18 protein-coding genes are annotated in these 17155 nt (G+C 35.4%); 9 read left to right on the top strand and 9 right to left on the bottom strand.

Features of this window, described 5'->3' with window-relative positions; all coding sequences use genetic code 11:
- Nucleotides 1–34: 34 nt before the first annotated feature.
- Complete coding sequence (locus L1S34_RS07620) at nt 35–1189, bottom strand: M14 family metallopeptidase (RefSeq protein WP_236363510.1); 1155 nt, start codon at nt 1187–1189, stop codon at nt 35–37.
- A 309-nt stretch (nt 1190–1498) separates the two neighbouring features.
- On the opposite strand from L1S34_RS07620, the gene L1S34_RS07615 reads away from it, so the two are divergent.
- Nucleotides 1499–1960 carry a helix-turn-helix domain-containing protein gene (locus tag L1S34_RS07615; RefSeq protein WP_236363509.1) on the top strand — a complete coding sequence of 154 codons (462 nt, stop codon included), beginning with the start codon at nt 1499–1501 and terminating at the stop codon, nt 1958–1960.
- A gap of 28 nt (nt 1961–1988) precedes the next feature.
- Here L1S34_RS07615 and L1S34_RS07610 read toward each other — a convergent pair whose 3' ends face one another.
- Both L1S34_RS07610 and L1S34_RS07605 read right to left on the bottom strand, forming a co-directional pair.
- Nucleotides 1989–2990 carry a hypothetical protein gene (locus L1S34_RS07610; RefSeq protein ID WP_236363508.1) on the bottom strand — a complete coding sequence of 334 codons (1002 nt, stop codon included), beginning with the start codon at nt 2988–2990 and terminating at the stop codon, nt 1989–1991.
- 13 nt (nt 2991–3003) lie between these two features.
- Complete coding sequence (locus L1S34_RS07605; protein WP_236363507.1) at nt 3004–3567, bottom strand: 1-acyl-sn-glycerol-3-phosphate acyltransferase; 564 nt, start codon at nt 3565–3567, stop codon at nt 3004–3006.
- Between the two features lie 62 nt (nt 3568–3629).
- Here L1S34_RS07605 and L1S34_RS07600 point away from each other — a divergent pair, with 62 nt between their 5' ends.
- A complete protein-coding gene (locus tag L1S34_RS07600) occupies nt 3630–4298 on the top strand; it encodes a spermidine synthase (RefSeq protein ID WP_236363506.1) in 669 nt (222 codons plus the stop codon).
- A 2-nt stretch (nt 4299–4300) separates the two neighbouring features.
- Here L1S34_RS07600 and kdsB read toward each other — a convergent pair whose 3' ends face one another.
- The 5 genes from kdsB to L1S34_RS07575 form a co-directional block, all read right to left on the bottom strand.
- Nucleotides 4301–5032 carry a 3-deoxy-manno-octulosonate cytidylyltransferase gene (kdsB, locus tag L1S34_RS07595; protein ID WP_236363505.1) on the bottom strand — a complete coding sequence of 244 codons (732 nt, stop codon included), beginning with the start codon at nt 5030–5032 and terminating at the stop codon, nt 4301–4303.
- A 103-nt stretch (nt 5033–5135) separates the two neighbouring features.
- Nucleotides 5136–5966: a 4,5-DOPA dioxygenase extradiol gene (gene ygiD, locus L1S34_RS07590; protein WP_236363504.1), complete on the bottom strand. Its 831-nt coding sequence runs from the start codon at nt 5964–5966 to the stop codon at nt 5136–5138.
- A 13-nt stretch (nt 5967–5979) separates the two neighbouring features.
- Complete coding sequence (locus L1S34_RS07585) at nt 5980–6375, bottom strand: VOC family protein (RefSeq protein WP_236363503.1); 396 nt, start codon at nt 6373–6375, stop codon at nt 5980–5982.
- Between the two features lie 11 nt (nt 6376–6386).
- Nucleotides 6387–7808 carry an ATP-dependent DNA helicase gene (locus L1S34_RS07580; RefSeq protein ID WP_236363502.1) on the bottom strand — a complete coding sequence of 474 codons (1422 nt, stop codon included), beginning with the start codon at nt 7806–7808 and terminating at the stop codon, nt 6387–6389.
- A gap of 711 nt (nt 7809–8519) precedes the next feature.
- Nucleotides 8520–8801 (bottom strand): hypothetical protein, encoded by a 282-nt coding sequence (locus L1S34_RS07575; protein WP_236363501.1) that lies wholly within the window; start codon nt 8799–8801, stop codon nt 8520–8522.
- A gap of 469 nt (nt 8802–9270) precedes the next feature.
- Between L1S34_RS07575 and L1S34_RS07570 the strand changes: the two genes are divergently transcribed.
- The 5 genes from L1S34_RS07570 to L1S34_RS07550 all read left to right on the top strand — a co-directional run bounded on the left by L1S34_RS07570 (nt 9271) and on the right by L1S34_RS07550 (nt 13511).
- Nucleotides 9271–10851: a bifunctional response regulator/alkaline phosphatase family protein gene (locus L1S34_RS07570; RefSeq protein WP_166134574.1), complete on the top strand. Its 1581-nt coding sequence runs from the start codon at nt 9271–9273 to the stop codon at nt 10849–10851.
- A 68-nt stretch (nt 10852–10919) separates the two neighbouring features.
- On the top strand, nt 10920–11327 hold the full coding sequence (tsaE, locus tag L1S34_RS07565; protein WP_236363500.1) for a tRNA (adenosine(37)-N6)-threonylcarbamoyltransferase complex ATPase subunit type 1 TsaE: 408 nt from the start codon (nt 10920–10922) through the stop codon (nt 11325–11327).
- A gap of 5 nt (nt 11328–11332) precedes the next feature.
- Nucleotides 11333–11818, top strand: coding sequence for a GNAT family N-acetyltransferase (locus L1S34_RS07560; RefSeq protein ID WP_236363499.1), 486 nt, complete (start codon nt 11333–11335; stop codon nt 11816–11818).
- Between the two features lie 81 nt (nt 11819–11899).
- Nucleotides 11900–13099 carry an alanine dehydrogenase gene (locus tag L1S34_RS07555; protein ID WP_236363498.1) on the top strand — a complete coding sequence of 400 codons (1200 nt, stop codon included), beginning with the start codon at nt 11900–11902 and terminating at the stop codon, nt 13097–13099.
- 37 nt (nt 13100–13136) lie between these two features.
- On the top strand, nt 13137–13511 hold the full coding sequence (locus L1S34_RS07550; protein WP_236363497.1) for a DUF4258 domain-containing protein: 375 nt from the start codon (nt 13137–13139) through the stop codon (nt 13509–13511).
- Nucleotides 13512–13662: 151 nt separating this feature from the next.
- Here L1S34_RS07550 and ung read toward each other — a convergent pair whose 3' ends face one another.
- Nucleotides 13663–14352 carry a uracil-DNA glycosylase gene (ung, locus tag L1S34_RS07545; protein ID WP_236363496.1) on the bottom strand — a complete coding sequence of 230 codons (690 nt, stop codon included), beginning with the start codon at nt 14350–14352 and terminating at the stop codon, nt 13663–13665.
- 149 nt (nt 14353–14501) lie between these two features.
- Between ung and L1S34_RS07540 the strand changes: the two genes are divergently transcribed.
- A complete protein-coding gene (locus L1S34_RS07540) occupies nt 14502–16667 on the top strand; it encodes an endonuclease MutS2 (protein WP_236363495.1) in 2166 nt (721 codons plus the stop codon).
- A gap of 61 nt (nt 16668–16728) precedes the next feature.
- A complete protein-coding gene (locus L1S34_RS07535) occupies nt 16729–17145 on the top strand; it encodes a thiol-disulfide oxidoreductase DCC family protein (protein ID WP_236363494.1) in 417 nt (138 codons plus the stop codon).
- Nucleotides 17146–17155 lie beyond the last annotated feature (10 nt).

Raw genomic sequence — 17155 nt, 5'->3', positions numbered from 1 at the left:
AATTATACATAAAAACAACAAAAAGACAAAAATATTAAATTTTTACCAATCCATTAACAATTTTTATGTTATTATCTAAATAAAAATCAGCTTTTTTATTCAATTTCGGAACTGAATCAAAATCATCTTGATACAGTGCGCCTTCCGCATCAAACTCGAAATGACCGAAATGATTTTCTAAATCACCTATTTGTGAAAAATAAGCGTTAAAACAAATCTGATTTTCAATTAATTCTTCTTTGTATTGTAATGCAAAATTGGTGATTATTTCGATACCATCATAATTTATTTTGATGTTTTTATACATAAAATCATAAAAAACGACTTTATTTTGAGAAATATTCAAATATTTCTCGATTCCATTGCTAACTATAACGTTTTCGCTAAGTGTTTTAAATCCTGAAATCAAGGCTATGAAAACATATTTTCGGGTTTCTTCTCGCTCATAATCACCTTGAAAATGCCCCGCTTCAAATAGTACAGTGGGCACGCCCATGGACTGAAATGTATCTCCAATACAATTGATATTGAATGAATCATCAAATCGACCAATTTGTCCGGGTATGTAGACTTGTAACTCCTCATTAATAGCCGCAATTAAATCAATCGCTTTTCTACGACAGTCATTTATGTCACGATTTTCATTATAGGACGGAGCCAAAAAAGACATTGTAGCAGATTTCCCTGAATCACCAACACCAAAAATGGTTCTCTGATCATGCAAATTAAAACAAAAGTCAGGCTGAAAACTTTCAAAAGTTGCACGAAGTAATTTGCTTTCTGGCTGCGTTAAATTTTGAGAGTCTCGATTTAAATCTACTTTATTAGCATTTTCTCGAGTATACAAATTAGCTCCATCAGGATTAAGCATTGGAATAGCATAAAATGTAAATGCTTCTAAAAATTGTTTCGCCAGAGAATTATCACTATTCAAAAAATTCATAAAATCTAAAAGCGCTTTAGTAGTTGTGCTTTCGTTTCCATGCATTTGCGACCATAAAAAGATTCTGGTTTTACCACTTCCAATTTGATAGGAATAAATGGGTCTTCCTTGCACAGACTCGCCAATAATCTGCAATTGATTATTAGAGTTTAATTGAGCTAAAATAGGCTCAATCATTGGTAAAGTAAGATACCTGCCAAATATACTTTCTTCTTTATATTTATAGAATAACTCTTGTAAATTCATAGTTTATTATTTAATTTACAAAAGTAAACATCTTATTATTTACAAATGTAAATCATTGCTTTTCATGAAATTTCAATTTTGTAAACAAATAAAACTACTCCTGAGGACAAAGGATTTATAAACATATGTAAAATTGTTACATATTAAATATAATAGACTTAAATTATACAATAACAGTACTTTAATAATAATTATATGAAGTGATAGTTCTAATAAAACTAGCGTTTATCGATATTTATGTCCTTGCAATTGGATTATCTAATTTAATTGATTACATTTGTAAATAGGGAAATTTATAATAAATTTACAATGGTAAACATAGAAGATTTTATAAAAAGACTAGAGTTACTACTGGATTATTACAGTTTAAATGCTTCTTCGTTTGCAGATAAAATAGGTGTGCAACGCTCTAGTTTGTCGCATTTGCTTTCAGGCAGAAACAAGCCTAGTTTAGACTTTATTTTAAAAATTTTAGAAGTATATCCTGAAGTAGATTTATATTGGATTTTAAATGGAAAAGGTACTTTTCCGGCTTCTGACCAAAAACAAATATCCTCTACTCTAAATGAAAGTGTTGCAAAAAACTCAGAAGAAACTACACTATTCACAACTGATTTATTCTCAAATAATAAAGAAGTGATCACTCCTAAGTCCGAAACAAAAGAAGAACCGTCAAATACAATTGTGGATAGCTTTCCAGAAGTTGAGATTGATAAAATAGTTGTTTTTTATACCGATGGTTCATTTAAAAGTTATCACCCTAAACTGTAGTCAATTAAAATTTGAGCAAGAAAAGTGTTTAACGGGTGGCAAAAATTGAGCTCACTCCCGCCTCTGACCTAACAAACAATGGCGCACTGTCTCCTGATTGACTTGGAAATCGAAAGTGCATTACTTGCCCTCCGTTTTTTAAATTTTCAGCAATAAATATTTGTTGAGATTGCTTGTCATAAGCCACGTCAACAGGGTTTCCTAACTGCGAATTAGGTCCATAAACACGTAGTTGTTTATCCATTTTAAGTGTACCTCCATTTGCGGTAAGAGCAAAAAGATTTGAAAAAGAAGGTAGGACAACAAAGCCTCCATCTGATGATGAAGTTGCACTTGCAATATCTGTTAGAATCATAACATCATCTGAGGCGGAATAAGTAATTCCGTGGATTCTATTGATGCCTTCAATGCTGATTCGTTTTGTTGGCGTTATTGCTCCGCTATTTGCATTGAGGATGTTTTCGAATTGAGCAACATCGCCCGTTAAATCAACCACAGCATATAAATCGGTACCGTCTAAATGAATTCCCCAAAGTTTAAATGTTGTACTAAAGGTTTTTAGTAAAGTAAATCCTGAACTCGACTTTTGATATACAAACAACTTATTCGCTAGGTTATTAAAAGCCGATTGATCTTGAGCAACTACAACAATATCATTGAAAACCGCCGTTTCTCTGGCATTTGTAAAATCAGTTCCCGAACTACTTGAAATTAGTGTAAGGTTATCGAGTCCTGCCTCACTTGTTGTGCGTAGCCTGGCATAAGCTTCGAGTCGGTTATTAGAGCGTGATGCTAAAACAACAGCATCAGAAATCGGATCATAAGAAATACCATCCGCATCTGCTGAAACAATACTAAATGACTCAACTTTAGAAGTGGCTGCTAATAGATTGGTATAACTTATTTTACCAGAAGTATTACTTGATGTTAATAAATACAAGTTCCTCTCTGTTATTGAATTATCATTAGTACAAGATAATAAAACAGTACAACTTAACCCAAGTGCGAGTAAACCTTTATAATTCTTCATTCTAGTAAGTTATTTAATTTTTAAAATCAAAATGATATCCATTTTCAGGTATTTTTCCTTCAACTCCTTTATAATGTTCTTTTAAAATTGACAAGTCATTTTCAAAATTTCCGGTTGGTTGTACTGCTGCTCCTAAGTGAACTTGTTTTCTACCAAAATCGAAAGAGACAGGAATAATAGGCACATTTGCTTGCAGAGCAATATAATAAAATCCTGTTTTGAGTTCTGCTACTTTGTGGCGTGTGCCCTCTGCTGCCACAGCCAAGCGAAAAGTTTCCTTTTTATCAAAAATAGCGGCAATTGATTCTACTTTATTTAATCCGCCAGAGCGATCCAGTGGCTCGCCTCCCATGTATCTGAAATAATACCCAAACGGAAAACGAAACAATTCCTTTTTGCCTACCCAATTCATTTCTAATTGCGTAATCCCTCTGGTAAAAATTCCTAAATAAAAATCGTGTGCGCTCGTATGAGGCAGGACCATCATGACACATTTTTTAACCGAAGCGTCAATGCCTCCTACAATTTTCCAACCCATAAGTTTGAAAAAGATAAACTCGTACAACCGTTTTTTCATTATTTCGAAATTTGATGTAAAATAAATAATTTAAATCTTATTTTTGGGTAAAACAGACCGTAATGATTAAAAAAATATTGAGCTACTTGACTCCTATTACCATTTTTCAAACTAAATCCGACTTAAGCAAGTCAATTGAAGTAACTTGGAATAATGGTGAATTGGTCCTCGATTCTAAAAACGCGAATTACTCGTACGGAAGTTTACAACGTATTTTACGTCACGGACTAAAAGAAATTGGTTTTAATCGCATTCAACCCATGCAAGATATATTGGTTCTTGGCGTAGCAGGCGGCAGCGTTATTAAAACCTTAGTTGATGAAATAGGATTTAAAGGAAACATCACGGGCGTTGAACTTGATGCTGAAATGGCTCGCATTGCCAACACCTACTTTCAATTGGATCAAATTAAAAATGTTACCATTATAGTTGATGATGCGTTTGAATTTGTTTTAAAAACCAAACAAAAATACGATCTCATCGTCATCGATGTGTTTCAAGATACAAACATGCCCAATTTTTTATTCGAATCCTTTTTTAGCAACAGAATTTGTCATTTATTGCGAAAAAATGGTTTTGCATTGTTCAATACCATGATTTTAAACGAGATGCAAAACCAGCGCAACAAGAATTTTATCGCTGAGTTTCATGCTACCTCTTGTAAAATTCGCTCACTCCCTCGCCTAGAAACCCACAACGAGTTAATTATCATCTCAAAATTGGAAAGTTAAACTTATTGATCGATCATTTTTCGTGCTTTTTCAAGATCTTCTGCAGTATCAATTCCAATTCCTACGTGTGTGGTCTCAACCATTTTGATTCGTTTGCCAAACTCCAAATAGCGCAGTTGTTCTAGTTTTTCGGATGCTTCCAAAGATTGCATTGGTAAGCTATAAAAATCCAATAAAGCTTGTTTCCTAAAAGCATAAATACCAATGTGTTGCATGTATCGAACACCTACGTTTTGCTCTCGTGGATACGGAATTACAGAACGTGAGAAGTACAAAGCAAATCCGTTTTGATCTATGACCACCTTCACATTATTAGGATTGTTAATATCTTCTTGATTAGTAATTTCGCGCATTAACGATGCTAAATCTACTTTTTTATCCAAATCGTTTTTAAAAACTTCAATGACTTTTGCCAAAGGTTCGGCATCAATAAAGGGTTCATCGCCTTGTACATTAATTACAATATCAACATCTAGATTTTCGACTGCTTCGGCAATTCGATCGCTACCCGATTCGTGTTCCTTGACACTCTTAATTGCTTTTCCACCGTTAGAAATAATTTCGTCATAAATCAAATCAGAATCCGTTACTACAAAAACATCATCAAACAATTGCGTGTTTATGGCTGCTTGATAGGTTCTTAAAATTACGGTTTTACCGCCAAGATCTTGCATTAATTTTGCTGGAAATCGTGTTGATGCGTATCGTGCTGGAATGACTGCTATTATTTTCATGTGGTTAAAAAAGTTTGAGTTCAAAAATACATCATTGCAACCAAGGATGAAATTATTTTCGTGCTATTTAAAAATTCGTTTGAAGTAGTTTGTTTTACCGATACTACATAATTTTTACCGAAGTCATGCTCAACGATCCTCCTAATAATTTATCATTGAAGAAACTGAGTTCTTCTTGCTTTCCTTTTAAACCCAAAGTATAAATTAAAGGTAAATAATGCTCTGGAGTTGGGATTGCTAATTGTAAAGCTTGGCTTTGTTTTTCAAAATCAATAAGCGGTTTGAAATTTCCGTTTAATAAATGTGCATTGATAGTTTCTCGAGCTTCAATGGCCCAATCATAGCCGTAATTATCTTTATTTAAATTAGGGAAATCGACTAATCTCAAATTATGAATAATATTTCCGCTTCCAACAATTAAAATTCCTTTGGTACGTAAAGCACTTAATTTTTGTGCCAAATCAAAATGGTATTCCGCGGGTTTTGTATAATCAATACTTAACTGAATTACAGGAACATTGGCATCTGGATATAAATGTTTAATTACACTCCAAGCACCGTGATCTAAACCCCAATGTTCATCGAGTTCAACCGCGATCGGCGTCAATAATTGCTTAGTTTCTACTGCTAATTCTGGACTACCGTTTACAAGATATTGCACGTCAAATAACGCTTGCGGAAAACCTCCAAAATCATGAATTGTTCGCGGCATTTCCATTGCTGTAACCTTGGTTCCGTTAGTAAACCAATGCGCCGAAATACACAAAATAGCGTTGGGTTGTGGCAGCGTTTTGGCCAAATTCCGAAATCCAGATACAAACTGATTTTCTTCAATGGCATTCATGGGACTGCCATGACCAAGAAACAAAACGGGCATTTTTTCGGTGTTTGAAAAAGTGCCTGAAATCTTATGTAAATCGTTTAAAGTATCCATTTTTTCCTCTTTTTTAGTTGGCAGTTCGTTCGATTAAATCCCAAAAATTACCAAATTCATCTGCAAAAACGGCTACTTTTCCGTAGCTTTCGGTTATGGGCTCTCTAACAATTGTAATGTGCTGCTGGAGTAAGTTGTGGTAATCTCTCTCAAAATCGTCTGTTTCTAAAAACAAAAATACGCGCCCACCCGATTGGTTGCCAATGCTATCTTTTTGATTTTGGTTGCTGGCTTTCGCTAAAAGCAAACTAAAGCCAGAGCTTCCTTTTGGCGCGACCAAAACCCAGCGTTTCTTTGGACTCAAAACGGTATCTTCGATTAAATCAAAGTTTAATTTTTGGGTAAAAAAAGCAATCGCGCGGTCGTAATCCGGAACTAGCAAGGCAATATGTGCAATTCGTTGTTTCATACTTTTTGAATTTACTCTACAAAACTATCATCTTTAAAACCAATTAAATACAATTTGTTCTTGGCACGCGTCATGGCGGTGTACAACCAACGAATATAATCCCTATCAACACCATCCGGCAGATACGGTTGCTCAATAAACACGGTGTTCCACTGCCCTCCTTGTGATTTGTGGCAGGTAATGGCGTACGAAAATTTTACCTGCAAGCCATTAAAATATTCATTAGCTTTTACTTTTTGGAATTGTTTGAATTTCGTTTCGCCTTCGTAATCTTTCAAAACTTCTTGGTAGAGTCGGTTTGATTCTTCATACGTAAGCGAAGGAGATTCGCTTTTAATGGTATCCAAAAGCAAAACGGTTTCAAAAGGTTTTTGATCGGGATAATCTACCATTCTGATTTTTACTTTGGCAAATTTGAAGCTGTACAACTCCTTGATGCTAAAAATTTCTAGCACTTCAATAATATCTCCATTGGCAATAAAACCTGCTTGATCAGAATCCTTTAACCAAAAATAATTATTCTTAACCACCATTAAAAAATCTCCTGTGGAAAGCTCGCTCTCTTTGTCTAGAATTTTGGTTCGAATTTGTTCATTGTATTGATTGGCTCTTTTATTGGAGCGAACTATAAATGCGGTGTCTTCAATACTGTAATTACTATAGGCAGAGTTGATAGCATCTTGAATATCGTAGCCGTCAGTTAAACGCACAATATCTTTGAATTTTTTAAGGTCGAATTTAAAATCAGTGATAAATGATTCTTTGAGTACTTCTCGCAATTCTGTGGCATTGAATAAAATACCCGAATTTTCCTCTTGACGCATGACTTCGTCTAGTTCGATATGTTCAACTTCCTTATCGTAATTCATACCAAGCGTGCGAATATCAAGTGCTGGACTGATATCTAAATTCACCGGAGGCAACTGTGCGGTATCTCCTAATAGAATCATTTTGCAATTCGCACCTGAATACACATAGGAAATCAAGTCATCTAACAAGGAACCGTTTTCATACAACTTAGAATCTGAATTCGTATCCGAGATCATCGAAGCCTCATCAACGATGAAAATGGTGTTTTTGTGTTTGTTGGGTTGTAAAGTAAAAGAAACTCCGCCACCAGAAGATTTTTTAGGAAAATATATTTTTTTATGAATCGTAAAAGCGGGCTTGTTAGAGTAATTGGCAATTACTTTGGCCGCTCGACCTGTTGGTGCCAGCAGCACATACTTTTTGTTTATGTCAAGTAAGCTGTTAACGATGGTCGAAATAACTGTTGTTTTCCCTGTACCTGCGTAGCCTTTGAGTACAAAAATGGTTCTGTTCTCTGCTTCAGTCAAAAAAATGGCTATTTTTTGAAAAAAAATATCTTGTTTGTAAGTGGGCTGAAAAGGAAATTGTTTTTGTAAAAAACTATAAAACAGGGAGGAATTCATAACAATAATTTTGGCAAAAATGAATTCCAAAGGTAGTCAATATACAGCATTGCAACTGCCGTATTTTGGTATAAATTAGAACTGCAAAACAAATAGAAATTCTCTTTTTTGTTAAAAGTGTTTCAGTTATCGCGTTACAAACGATTTGGATCTAAATTAGCGTTAATTTTAGGATAAACCAATTTTCACATTATGTTGAATACTCCAATAGCTTGTAGCGTTTTTTTGGGAGAGGTTTGTTTTTATTTATGATTAATTTAATCAGTTTTACTTTTTAAGTTTGTTCTATTCAAACTTCAATTTCCAAGTCTTAATTAAACTGTCATACTTTCTTTAGGTTGTTTATTTTAACATTGAATGGATAAGAAAGCTGAAAAATAATAAATAGATACAACTATTGGAATTATACTTAAAATTAACGCTAGGATTTTACTTTCAATTTCGCTTCTATAAAATGTGATTAGGATTAAGTTTGCAATTGCGCAACAAAATACAATGATTTGTACTAAAAGACATATTATTATAAGCCAATCAATATCAATATTTATTTTATCAATCGCAAATAAAGTAAGAATTGACAAAGCGAACGCTAATATAATTTTGATTGAATTATTTTTAAGTTTTTGCATTAAATTCAAAATATTCGATTGTTAAAAACTTCATTTCCTGTCAAATCTCTCCCAACTATTTGTTTTGCTAGTCACTGAATTTTTAAAAAAGTTTATGAATACGGTGAATTGGAATCATTACACCCTGTTTCAAGATAATATTTTTATCAGTTACAGCCCAAACGGTTGTATCTACAACTTTTTTAGACTCTACGTCTTCAAAAAATATTTTAATTTTTGAATGCTCAAGATTTCCAAGAGCTAAAGCGCGGTTGATTTCGCTCATTCTTTCTTTAATTTCTTGATCGTCTTCTAGTACCTCTACTGCTGGAAATTTTAATTCTGCAATTGCTTCTTTATCGATGGTGGTAAAATCGTGTGTCATGGTATTTGAATTTTAATTAATTGTATTTATGCTCCATTTTGAAGTCTCTTGACTCTCTTCCTTGCCACAAGTTAAGAAAGAATTTCATAAACTTAGTACAATAATACTGCCAAATTTTTATTAATTTTTTGATTCTCACTGAGTGACAATTGCAATTCACTGGAAAACAATGTATTTGGAACTTAGTCTCGAATTATAAAATAGTCTCGCGTGAAGGATGGAAGCGGCATCCTTTGCTTTTTTTTTGCAAAAAAAAGGAAAGATACAGCGTACAGCCTGACCCAAGCGGAGTTTACGCAGCGCGGGGCACGCCCTAAAAAAAGAATTAGGAGAATAAAACAAGAACATTTTGAGCTTTCAGGAAGTTGAATTTGTTTTAAAAATTATCAAAAATTTAGGAAAGCAACGCTGTAAAATGATGTAATTTGGCACTTTGATTACTTTTTTTTGAACTTTATTGACAATACATATGAATACTATAAAAATACTTTGGGTTGATGACGAAATTGATTTGTTAAAGCCACATATTTTATTTCTGGAGAAGAAAAATTACGAGGTAACTACTTGTAATAATGGGCTTGACGCTATTGCTTTATTTGAAGAAACCAATTTTGATATTGTTTTTTTAGATGAAAACATGCCCGGTATGAGTGGCTTGGAAACCCTCTCGGAAATGAAAGAAAAGAAATCGGCTGTACCTATGATTATGATTACCAAAAGCGAGGAAGAATATATCATGGAAGAGGCCATTGGCTCTAAAATTGCAGATTATTTAATCAAACCTGTTAATCCGAACCAAATTTTGCTGAGTTTAAAGAAAAACTTAGACCACTCGCGCTTGGTCTCGCAAAAAACAACTTTGGATTACCAAAAAGAATTCCGAAAAATAGCCATGGAAATGGGAATGGTCAACTCCTACGAAGATTGGATAGAATTGTATAAAAAATTGATTTTTTGGGAGCTGGAACTTGAAAATATTGACGATCAAGGTATGATTCAGATTTTAGAGTCGCAAAAAGTGGAGGCTAACTCGCAATTTGGTAAATTTATCGAACGCAATTACGAAGATTGGTTTGCACCGATGCCTAAAAAAGTCGCTAGCGTTACCGAGGCTGACCGACCAATACAATCGCATACTTTGTTTAAGGAGTTGGTTTTGCCAGAATTGAAGAAAAAAGACATGCCAATTTTGTTTGTTGTGATTGACAATTTGCGTTATGACCAATGGAAAACCTTTGAAACTGTTGTAGGCAACTACTATAAATTGGAAAAAGAAGTGCCTTACTACTCTATTTTGCCTACCGCAACGCAATACGCCCGCAACGCTATTTTTTCTGGATTAACACCTTTAGAAATGGAAAAACAATTTCCGCAATATTGGAAAAACGATCCCGAGGAAGGCGGTAAAAACTTGTTTGAGGCCGAATTTTTATCAGCACAAATCAAACGTTTGGGACTGAATATCAAAGAAGACTATTTTAAAATCACAAGTTTAGCCGGAGGAAAAAAATTAGCCGAAAGCTTCAAAGCACTAAAAGAAAACGACTTGGTTACCATAGTCTATAATTTTGTGGATATGTTATCGCACGCAAAAACAGAAATGGATGTGGTAAAGGAATTAGCATCAGATGACAAAGCCTACCGTTCTTTGACTTTGAGTTGGTTCAAAAATTCGCCTTTACTTGAAATTATTCAGCAGGCGCAAAAAATGGGTTTCAAACTTATTTTAACTACAGATCATGGTACTATTAACGTAAAAAATCCAACAAAAGTAGTAGGTGACAAAAACACGAGTTTGAACCTGCGTTACAAAACAGGTCGTAGCTTAACCTATGAATACAAAGATGTGTATGCCGTGAAAGAACCAAAAAATATTGGTTTACCTGCCATAAATATGAGTAGTTCTTTTATTTTTGCAAAGACAGATTTGTTTTTGGCTTACGTAAACAATTACAATCATTACGTGAGTTATTACAAAAATACGTACCAACACGGTGGTATTTCGTTAGAAGAAATGATCATTCCGTTTTTGGTATTTAATCCGAGATAAGTAAGCAGTATCAGTTTGCCATGCATCAATTACACTTTGAATGGCAAACTTTAAACCCTTTAATAAAAATGAATACCATTTTTTCAATTGACCAATTAGCAAGCGTTGCGCAAGCCATACTCAACGAAAACCCATCGAAAGTGATTCTTTTTCACGGCGAAATGGGCGCTGGTAAAACCACTTTAATCAAGGAACTTTGCCGCACATTGGGCGTACAAAGCGCAACGAGTAGTCCTACGTTCTCGTTGGTAAATGAGTACGAAGCAGCCAATAATCAGTTAGTTTATCATTTTGATTTTTACAGACTGAATAAGGAAGAAGAAGCCTTGGATATCGGTGTTGATGATTACTTATATTCTGGACATTTTTGTTTTATTGAATGGGCTGAAAAAATTGAGAATTTAATTCCACCCGTACATTCTGTAGTTACGATAACAGTTTTACCTGACGGAAATAGATCATTAACCCTAAGCTAATTACCATGTCAAGCACATCGACTGTAACCATCTTACCTTATACTCCCGCTTTAAAAGAACATATTAAAACACTTAATTTAGAGTGGCTTACCAAGTTTTTTAAAGTAGAACCCAAAGACGAAAAAGTGCTCTCAGATCCGCAGGGACAGATTATTGATCAAGGCGGTTTCATTTTTTATGCTCAATACCAAGACGAAATAGTAGGAACTGCGTCACTTCTCAAAATGGAAGAAGGTGTGTTTGAGCTAAGCAAAATGGCAGTTACTGATGCTGTACAAGGCTTAGGAATTGGCAAGGAATTGCTACAACATTGTTTTGATTTTGCCGAAAAGCAAGGTTTTAGCAAGCTTGTTTTGTATTCAAACCGAAAATTACATTCGGCAATACATTTGTATCGAAAATATGGCTTTGTCGAAATCGAATTGGAAGACGGCGTATACGAAAGAGCCGATATAAAAATGGAAAAACCTCTGACTCAAAACACAATTTAAAAAGCGTCTTTTTAATTTAATTTCAAGTCAAATCGTAGCCAACTTTTGCGTAAATTGTACCCTTAAAATTCAAAACCAACCATGTCCATTACTATAACGCCATTTTCCAAACAAGATCTTTTACCTCAAGAGGAAAAATTAGAAGTAGCACGCCAAAAGAGCGAACTTTTTATTGGAATCCCAAAAGAAACTAGTTTTCAGGAGCGCCGCATTTGCCTTACGCCAGATGCCGTAACCTCATTAACTTTTCAAGGGCACCGCGTAATGATTGAGGCTGGCGCTGGTTTAAGCTCTAGTTACACCGATAAAGAATACAGTCAAGCAGGCGCTGAAATTACCAACGACACTCAAAAAGTATTTAGTTGTCCCATGATTTTAAAAGTAGAACCGCCTACTCTAGCCGAAATCGACATGATGCAACCGCAGACAATCTTAATATCAGCCATACAACTCAAAACGCGCAAAAAAGAATACTTTGAGGCTTTGACCAAAAAGAAAATTACCGCACTCGCTTTTGAATATATTAAGGACGAAGGTGGAACTTATCCTGCAGTCAAATCCTTGAGCGAAATTGCCGGAACAGCCTCTATTTTAATCGCTGCGGAGCTTATGATTACCAATGATCTTGGAAAAGGATTATTATTTGGCAATATTACCGGCGTTCCTCCTACTGATGTGGTTATTTTAGGAGCTGGAACTGTGGGCGAATTTGCTGCCAAAACCGCAATTGGTTTGGGCGCTTCGGTAAAAGTTTTTGACAACTCTATTACCAAGTTACGCCGCTTGCAAAACAATTTAAACCAACGCATATTTACATCTACCATTCAGCCAAAAGCCTTGCTCAAAGCCTTGCGTCGCTGTGATGTTGCCATTGGCGCCATGCGTGGCAAAGACCGTTGTCCTGTTATTGTGACCGAAACTATGGTGGAACACATGAAAAACGGTGCTGTAATTGTTGATGTAAGTATTGACACCGGAGGTTGTTTTGAATCTTCCGAAGTTACCTCGCACGAGAAACCAACTTTCATCAAAAACAATGTGCTGCACTATTGCGTGCCTAATATTCCGTCGCGCTACTCCAAAACCGCTTCCCTTTCTATCAGCAATATTATCTCTCCTTATTTGATGCAAATTGCCGAAGATGGCGGTATCGAAAGCGCCATTCGTTGTGACAAAGGACTCAAAAACGGCGTGTACATGTACCACGGAATCCTAACAAACAATGCCATTGCTGATTGGTTCAATTTACCAAGTAGCGACATTAATTTAATTGTTTTTTAAGAGAACTTTCAGCTACCTTTGCACAAAAAATAAACACATGAAGTTAGTTCACCGTTTTGCTTATTACTTGGTTGGTATGGTTCTCGGCCTGTTTTTTGTGGGTCTCGTTTTTAGCGGCAAGGACACGCGCTGCAACTATTTCCCGAACGCCAGAGTACTCAACGACCTTCGCAACAAACCCTTCTATTATTCTGAAAAAGCTACCAAAGTAATGCAGGAAAAATGGATTGATACGGCTGATATCAAAAACACCTTGCAATTCGGCGATGTTGATTTTGACCAAAGCAACATTAAAAAAGAAAACGGAAAATTGTACGTAATTGAAGGAAAAACAGTAAAAAATCAAGCCGTTACTCTAAAAATAATCAACTACAGCAACAAAGCCGTTCTCGACGAAATTATCAAAAAATAGTCTGTTTTCGGTTTTTATTTGGGCTTGCCCCTACGCAAAAGCTTCGGGTCCTGCTGTACGTTCCCGCTTTTTTGGGTCGGCTAAAAAAAGCCGCCCCAAAAAGAGCTCCACTGCCATCAGTCACGCAAAACAGTGGTTGTTGGCTTTTTTTTCACCCTACATTTCCGTTCAAAACCCAATTGATAGGTTCTTTATCTTTAGATTTCAAATAAGCATTTACTTGACTAAAATGTTTGTTTCCAAACCACTTGCCTTGATTGGCACTCAGCGGCGAAGGATGTCCGCTTTCGAGAACTAAATGTTTGTTGCGGTCAATCAATTTACCTTTTTTTTGCGCAAAGCCGCCCCAAAGTAAAAAAACAACCCCTTGTTTTTCGACATTGATTCGCTCAATAATTGCCGTTGTAAATTCCTGCCAAGGCAAGTGTTTGTGGCTGTTAGCGCTGTCTTTTCGCACGGTTAAAGTCGCATTGAGTAGCAACACACCTTGTTTGGCCCAAGCCAATAAATTACCTGATGAAGGCAACAAAATTTCACCCAAATCATCATTTAATTCTCTAAAAATATTGCGTAACGAGGGCGGAATTGCCACACCATCAGATACGGAGAAGCAAAGTCCATTCGCCTCACCTGCTCCATGATACGGATCTTGACCAATAATGACCACTTTTATATCCTCAAACAAACACTGGTTCAAAGCTTCAAAAATCAATTCCTGCGGTGGGTAGCAAGTATATTGCGCATATTCTTGTGCTACCGTATCCAGCAAAGTAGCCACGTACTGTTTTTTCAATTCTTCTGCTAAAACAGCTTGCCACGAAGGGTGCAAATTGGGTATCATTTTCATTTGTAATTTAAAACCCAAAGATACATTCATTTTGGTTCAGGACAGCTTTGTTAATTACCCTAAACATTATTTAATTCTTTGCTAATTAAAGTCAAAAAACCTTAACAAATAACTACTTTTGCAACTCAAAGGCTAAACAAAATATGATTTCAATAACTGACAAAACACTACAAGATTTACAGTTTCCCGTAATTCTTGACACCATATCTACCATTTGTAACACCGAAATAGGAAAATTAAAGGCGCTAGAAATCACACCTTTTAGAGACAAAGACACTTTGATGCAAGCTTTGTTGCAAACTTCAGAGTATGTTTCTTCTTTTCAAAACAACAACGCCATTCCCAATCATGGGTTTGATGCCATTACACACGAAATTAAATTTCTTGCCATTGAAGACAGTTTTCTGGAAGTAAGCAGCTTTCGAAAAATTGCAAACTTATCGGCAACGGTCAATTTCATGTTGCAATTTTTACAAAAATTCGAGGAGTATTATCCTAATCTAAACCACCGCGCCAAACAAGTCACTTTGACCAAAGACATCATTCACATGATTGATGATGTGGTAGACAAGTATGGCGAAATCAAAGACAATGCCTCACCTGATTTGCTTAACATACGCAGGAGCATGAACGCAGTGCGCGGCAAAGTCAATCAAAGTTTTGGTACGGCCCTAACGCACTACAATTCATTGGGTTATTTAGATGATATTCGCGAAAGTTTTGTGCAAAACCGTCGTGTTTTAGCCGTTTTAGCCATGTACCGTCGTAAGGTTAAAGGTTCGATTATGGGAAGTTCAAAAACAGGCAGTATTGCTTACATTGAACCCGAAGCAACCTTACAATATTCGCGTGAGCTGAGCAATTTAGAATACGAAGAAAAAGAAGAAATCACTCGAATTTTAAAATTATTATCGAACCAAATTCGTCCTTTTTTACCCTTATTAGTGCAATACCAAGACTTTTTAAGTGACATTGACGTTATCGCCGCAAAGGCCAAATATGCCAATAAAATCAATGGAATTTTACCCAATATTACTGAAGAACGTCGTTTGTATTTTAGAGATGCCTACCATCCTATTTTGTATTTGAACAACAAACAAAAGGACGAAATTACGCATCCGCAAACCATTGAATTGGAGCAGGAAAATCGGATTATTGTGATTTCAGGACCAAATGCTGGAGGAAAAACAATCTCGTTAAAAACCGTTGGTTTGCTGCAATTGATGCTACAATCGGGTATGCTTATTCCGGTACACGAGCGCAGCGAAACCTTTTTATTCGATCGTATTTTAACTGATATTGGAGACAATCAATCGATAGAAAATCACCTGAGTACCTACAGTTACCGATTGAAAAACATGAACTATTTTTTAAAAAAATGCAACCGCAAAACCATGTTTTTAATTGATGAATTTGGTACAGGATCTGACCCGGAATTGGGTGGCGCTCTTGCTGAAATTTTCCTCGAAGAGTTTTACCACCGTGAAGCTTTTGGAATCATCACGACGCATTATTCTAATTTAAAAATCTTGGCTAACGAATTGCCTTTTGCAACCAACGCCAACATGTTATTTGACGAAAAAACACTCGAACCTATGTACAAATTGGTTTTGGGTCAAGCCGGAAGCTCTTTTACTTTTGAAGTGGCTTTAAAAAATGGGATTCCGTTTAGCTTAATCAACCGAGCCAAAAAGAAAATTGAAGTGGGTAAAGTACGTTTTGACAAAACCATTGCTACTCTGCAAAAAGAGCGTTCAAAACTCGAAAAAACATCGCAAACCCTCAAAGAAGAAGAGTCAAGAGCACGTGAAGAGGGCAAAAAAATGGAAACCATCAATGTCAAAATCAAACAAAAACTAGAGAGTTATCAAGAGTTGTACGACAGCAATCAAAAGACGATTTACATTGGTCAAAAAATCGAAGACATCTCGGAGAAATATTTCAACAACAAGAACAAAAAAGAACTCATAGGCGAATTTTTGAAAATTATTGAAATAGAAAATTCAAAACGCAAAAAAGCGACTGCCAAAGAAAGTAAAGCCCAACTAGAGAAAAAGAAAGAGATCATAGAGGAAGTAACCGTTCAGGTAGAAGAAATCCGAAAGGAAAAGAAAGAGAAAAAACAAAAAGTGGTGGTTGAAAAACCAAAACCGATTTTAAAAATTGGCGATCGCGTGCGAATGTTTGACGGCAAAGCTGTGGGAACTATTGACAGTATTGAGAAAAACAAGGCTACAGTAAATTATGGTGTTTTTACCTCAAAAGCGAGTCTCGAAGTTTTGGAATTGGTAGAAGCCGTGAAAAAATAAGTACTTTTTTGAATTTTATTGACAACAATAAAAATTCAAATAATTAGTTTTGACAAAAAAAATGCAAAATTTACCTAAAGACAAAAAAATAATCATTTTTGATGGCGTATGTAATTTGTGCGATGCTAGTGTGCAAAAAATAATAAAACACGACTCCAAAGATGTTTTCCGATTTGTAGCCTCGCAGTCAACCTTAGGACAAGAAATTATTAATTATTTGGGCATTGACACTACAAAAACCGATAGTATCATTTTATACCAGCCTGGTGTAGCTTATTATTACAAAGCTGAGGCTGCACTTGAAATCGCGAAAGATCTTGGTGGCATTTTTATTTTTGGAGCACTAATCAGTTGGTTGCCTAATACTATTTTAAATTCAGTTTACGATTATGTAGCTCGTAATCGTTATAAATGGTATGGTATGAAAGAGTCTTGCATGGTTCCTACAAAAGAAATCTTGAATAAATTTTTAGCATAAAGTCTTGCTC

The organism is Flavobacterium sp. K77 (genome assembly GCF_021608205.1).
GTDB lineage: Bacteria > Bacteroidota > Bacteroidia > Flavobacteriales > Flavobacteriaceae > Flavobacterium > Flavobacterium turcicum.
The sequence above is the reverse complement of the archived record's forward strand: the minus strand, read 5'-3'. Positions and strand labels throughout refer to the sequence as shown.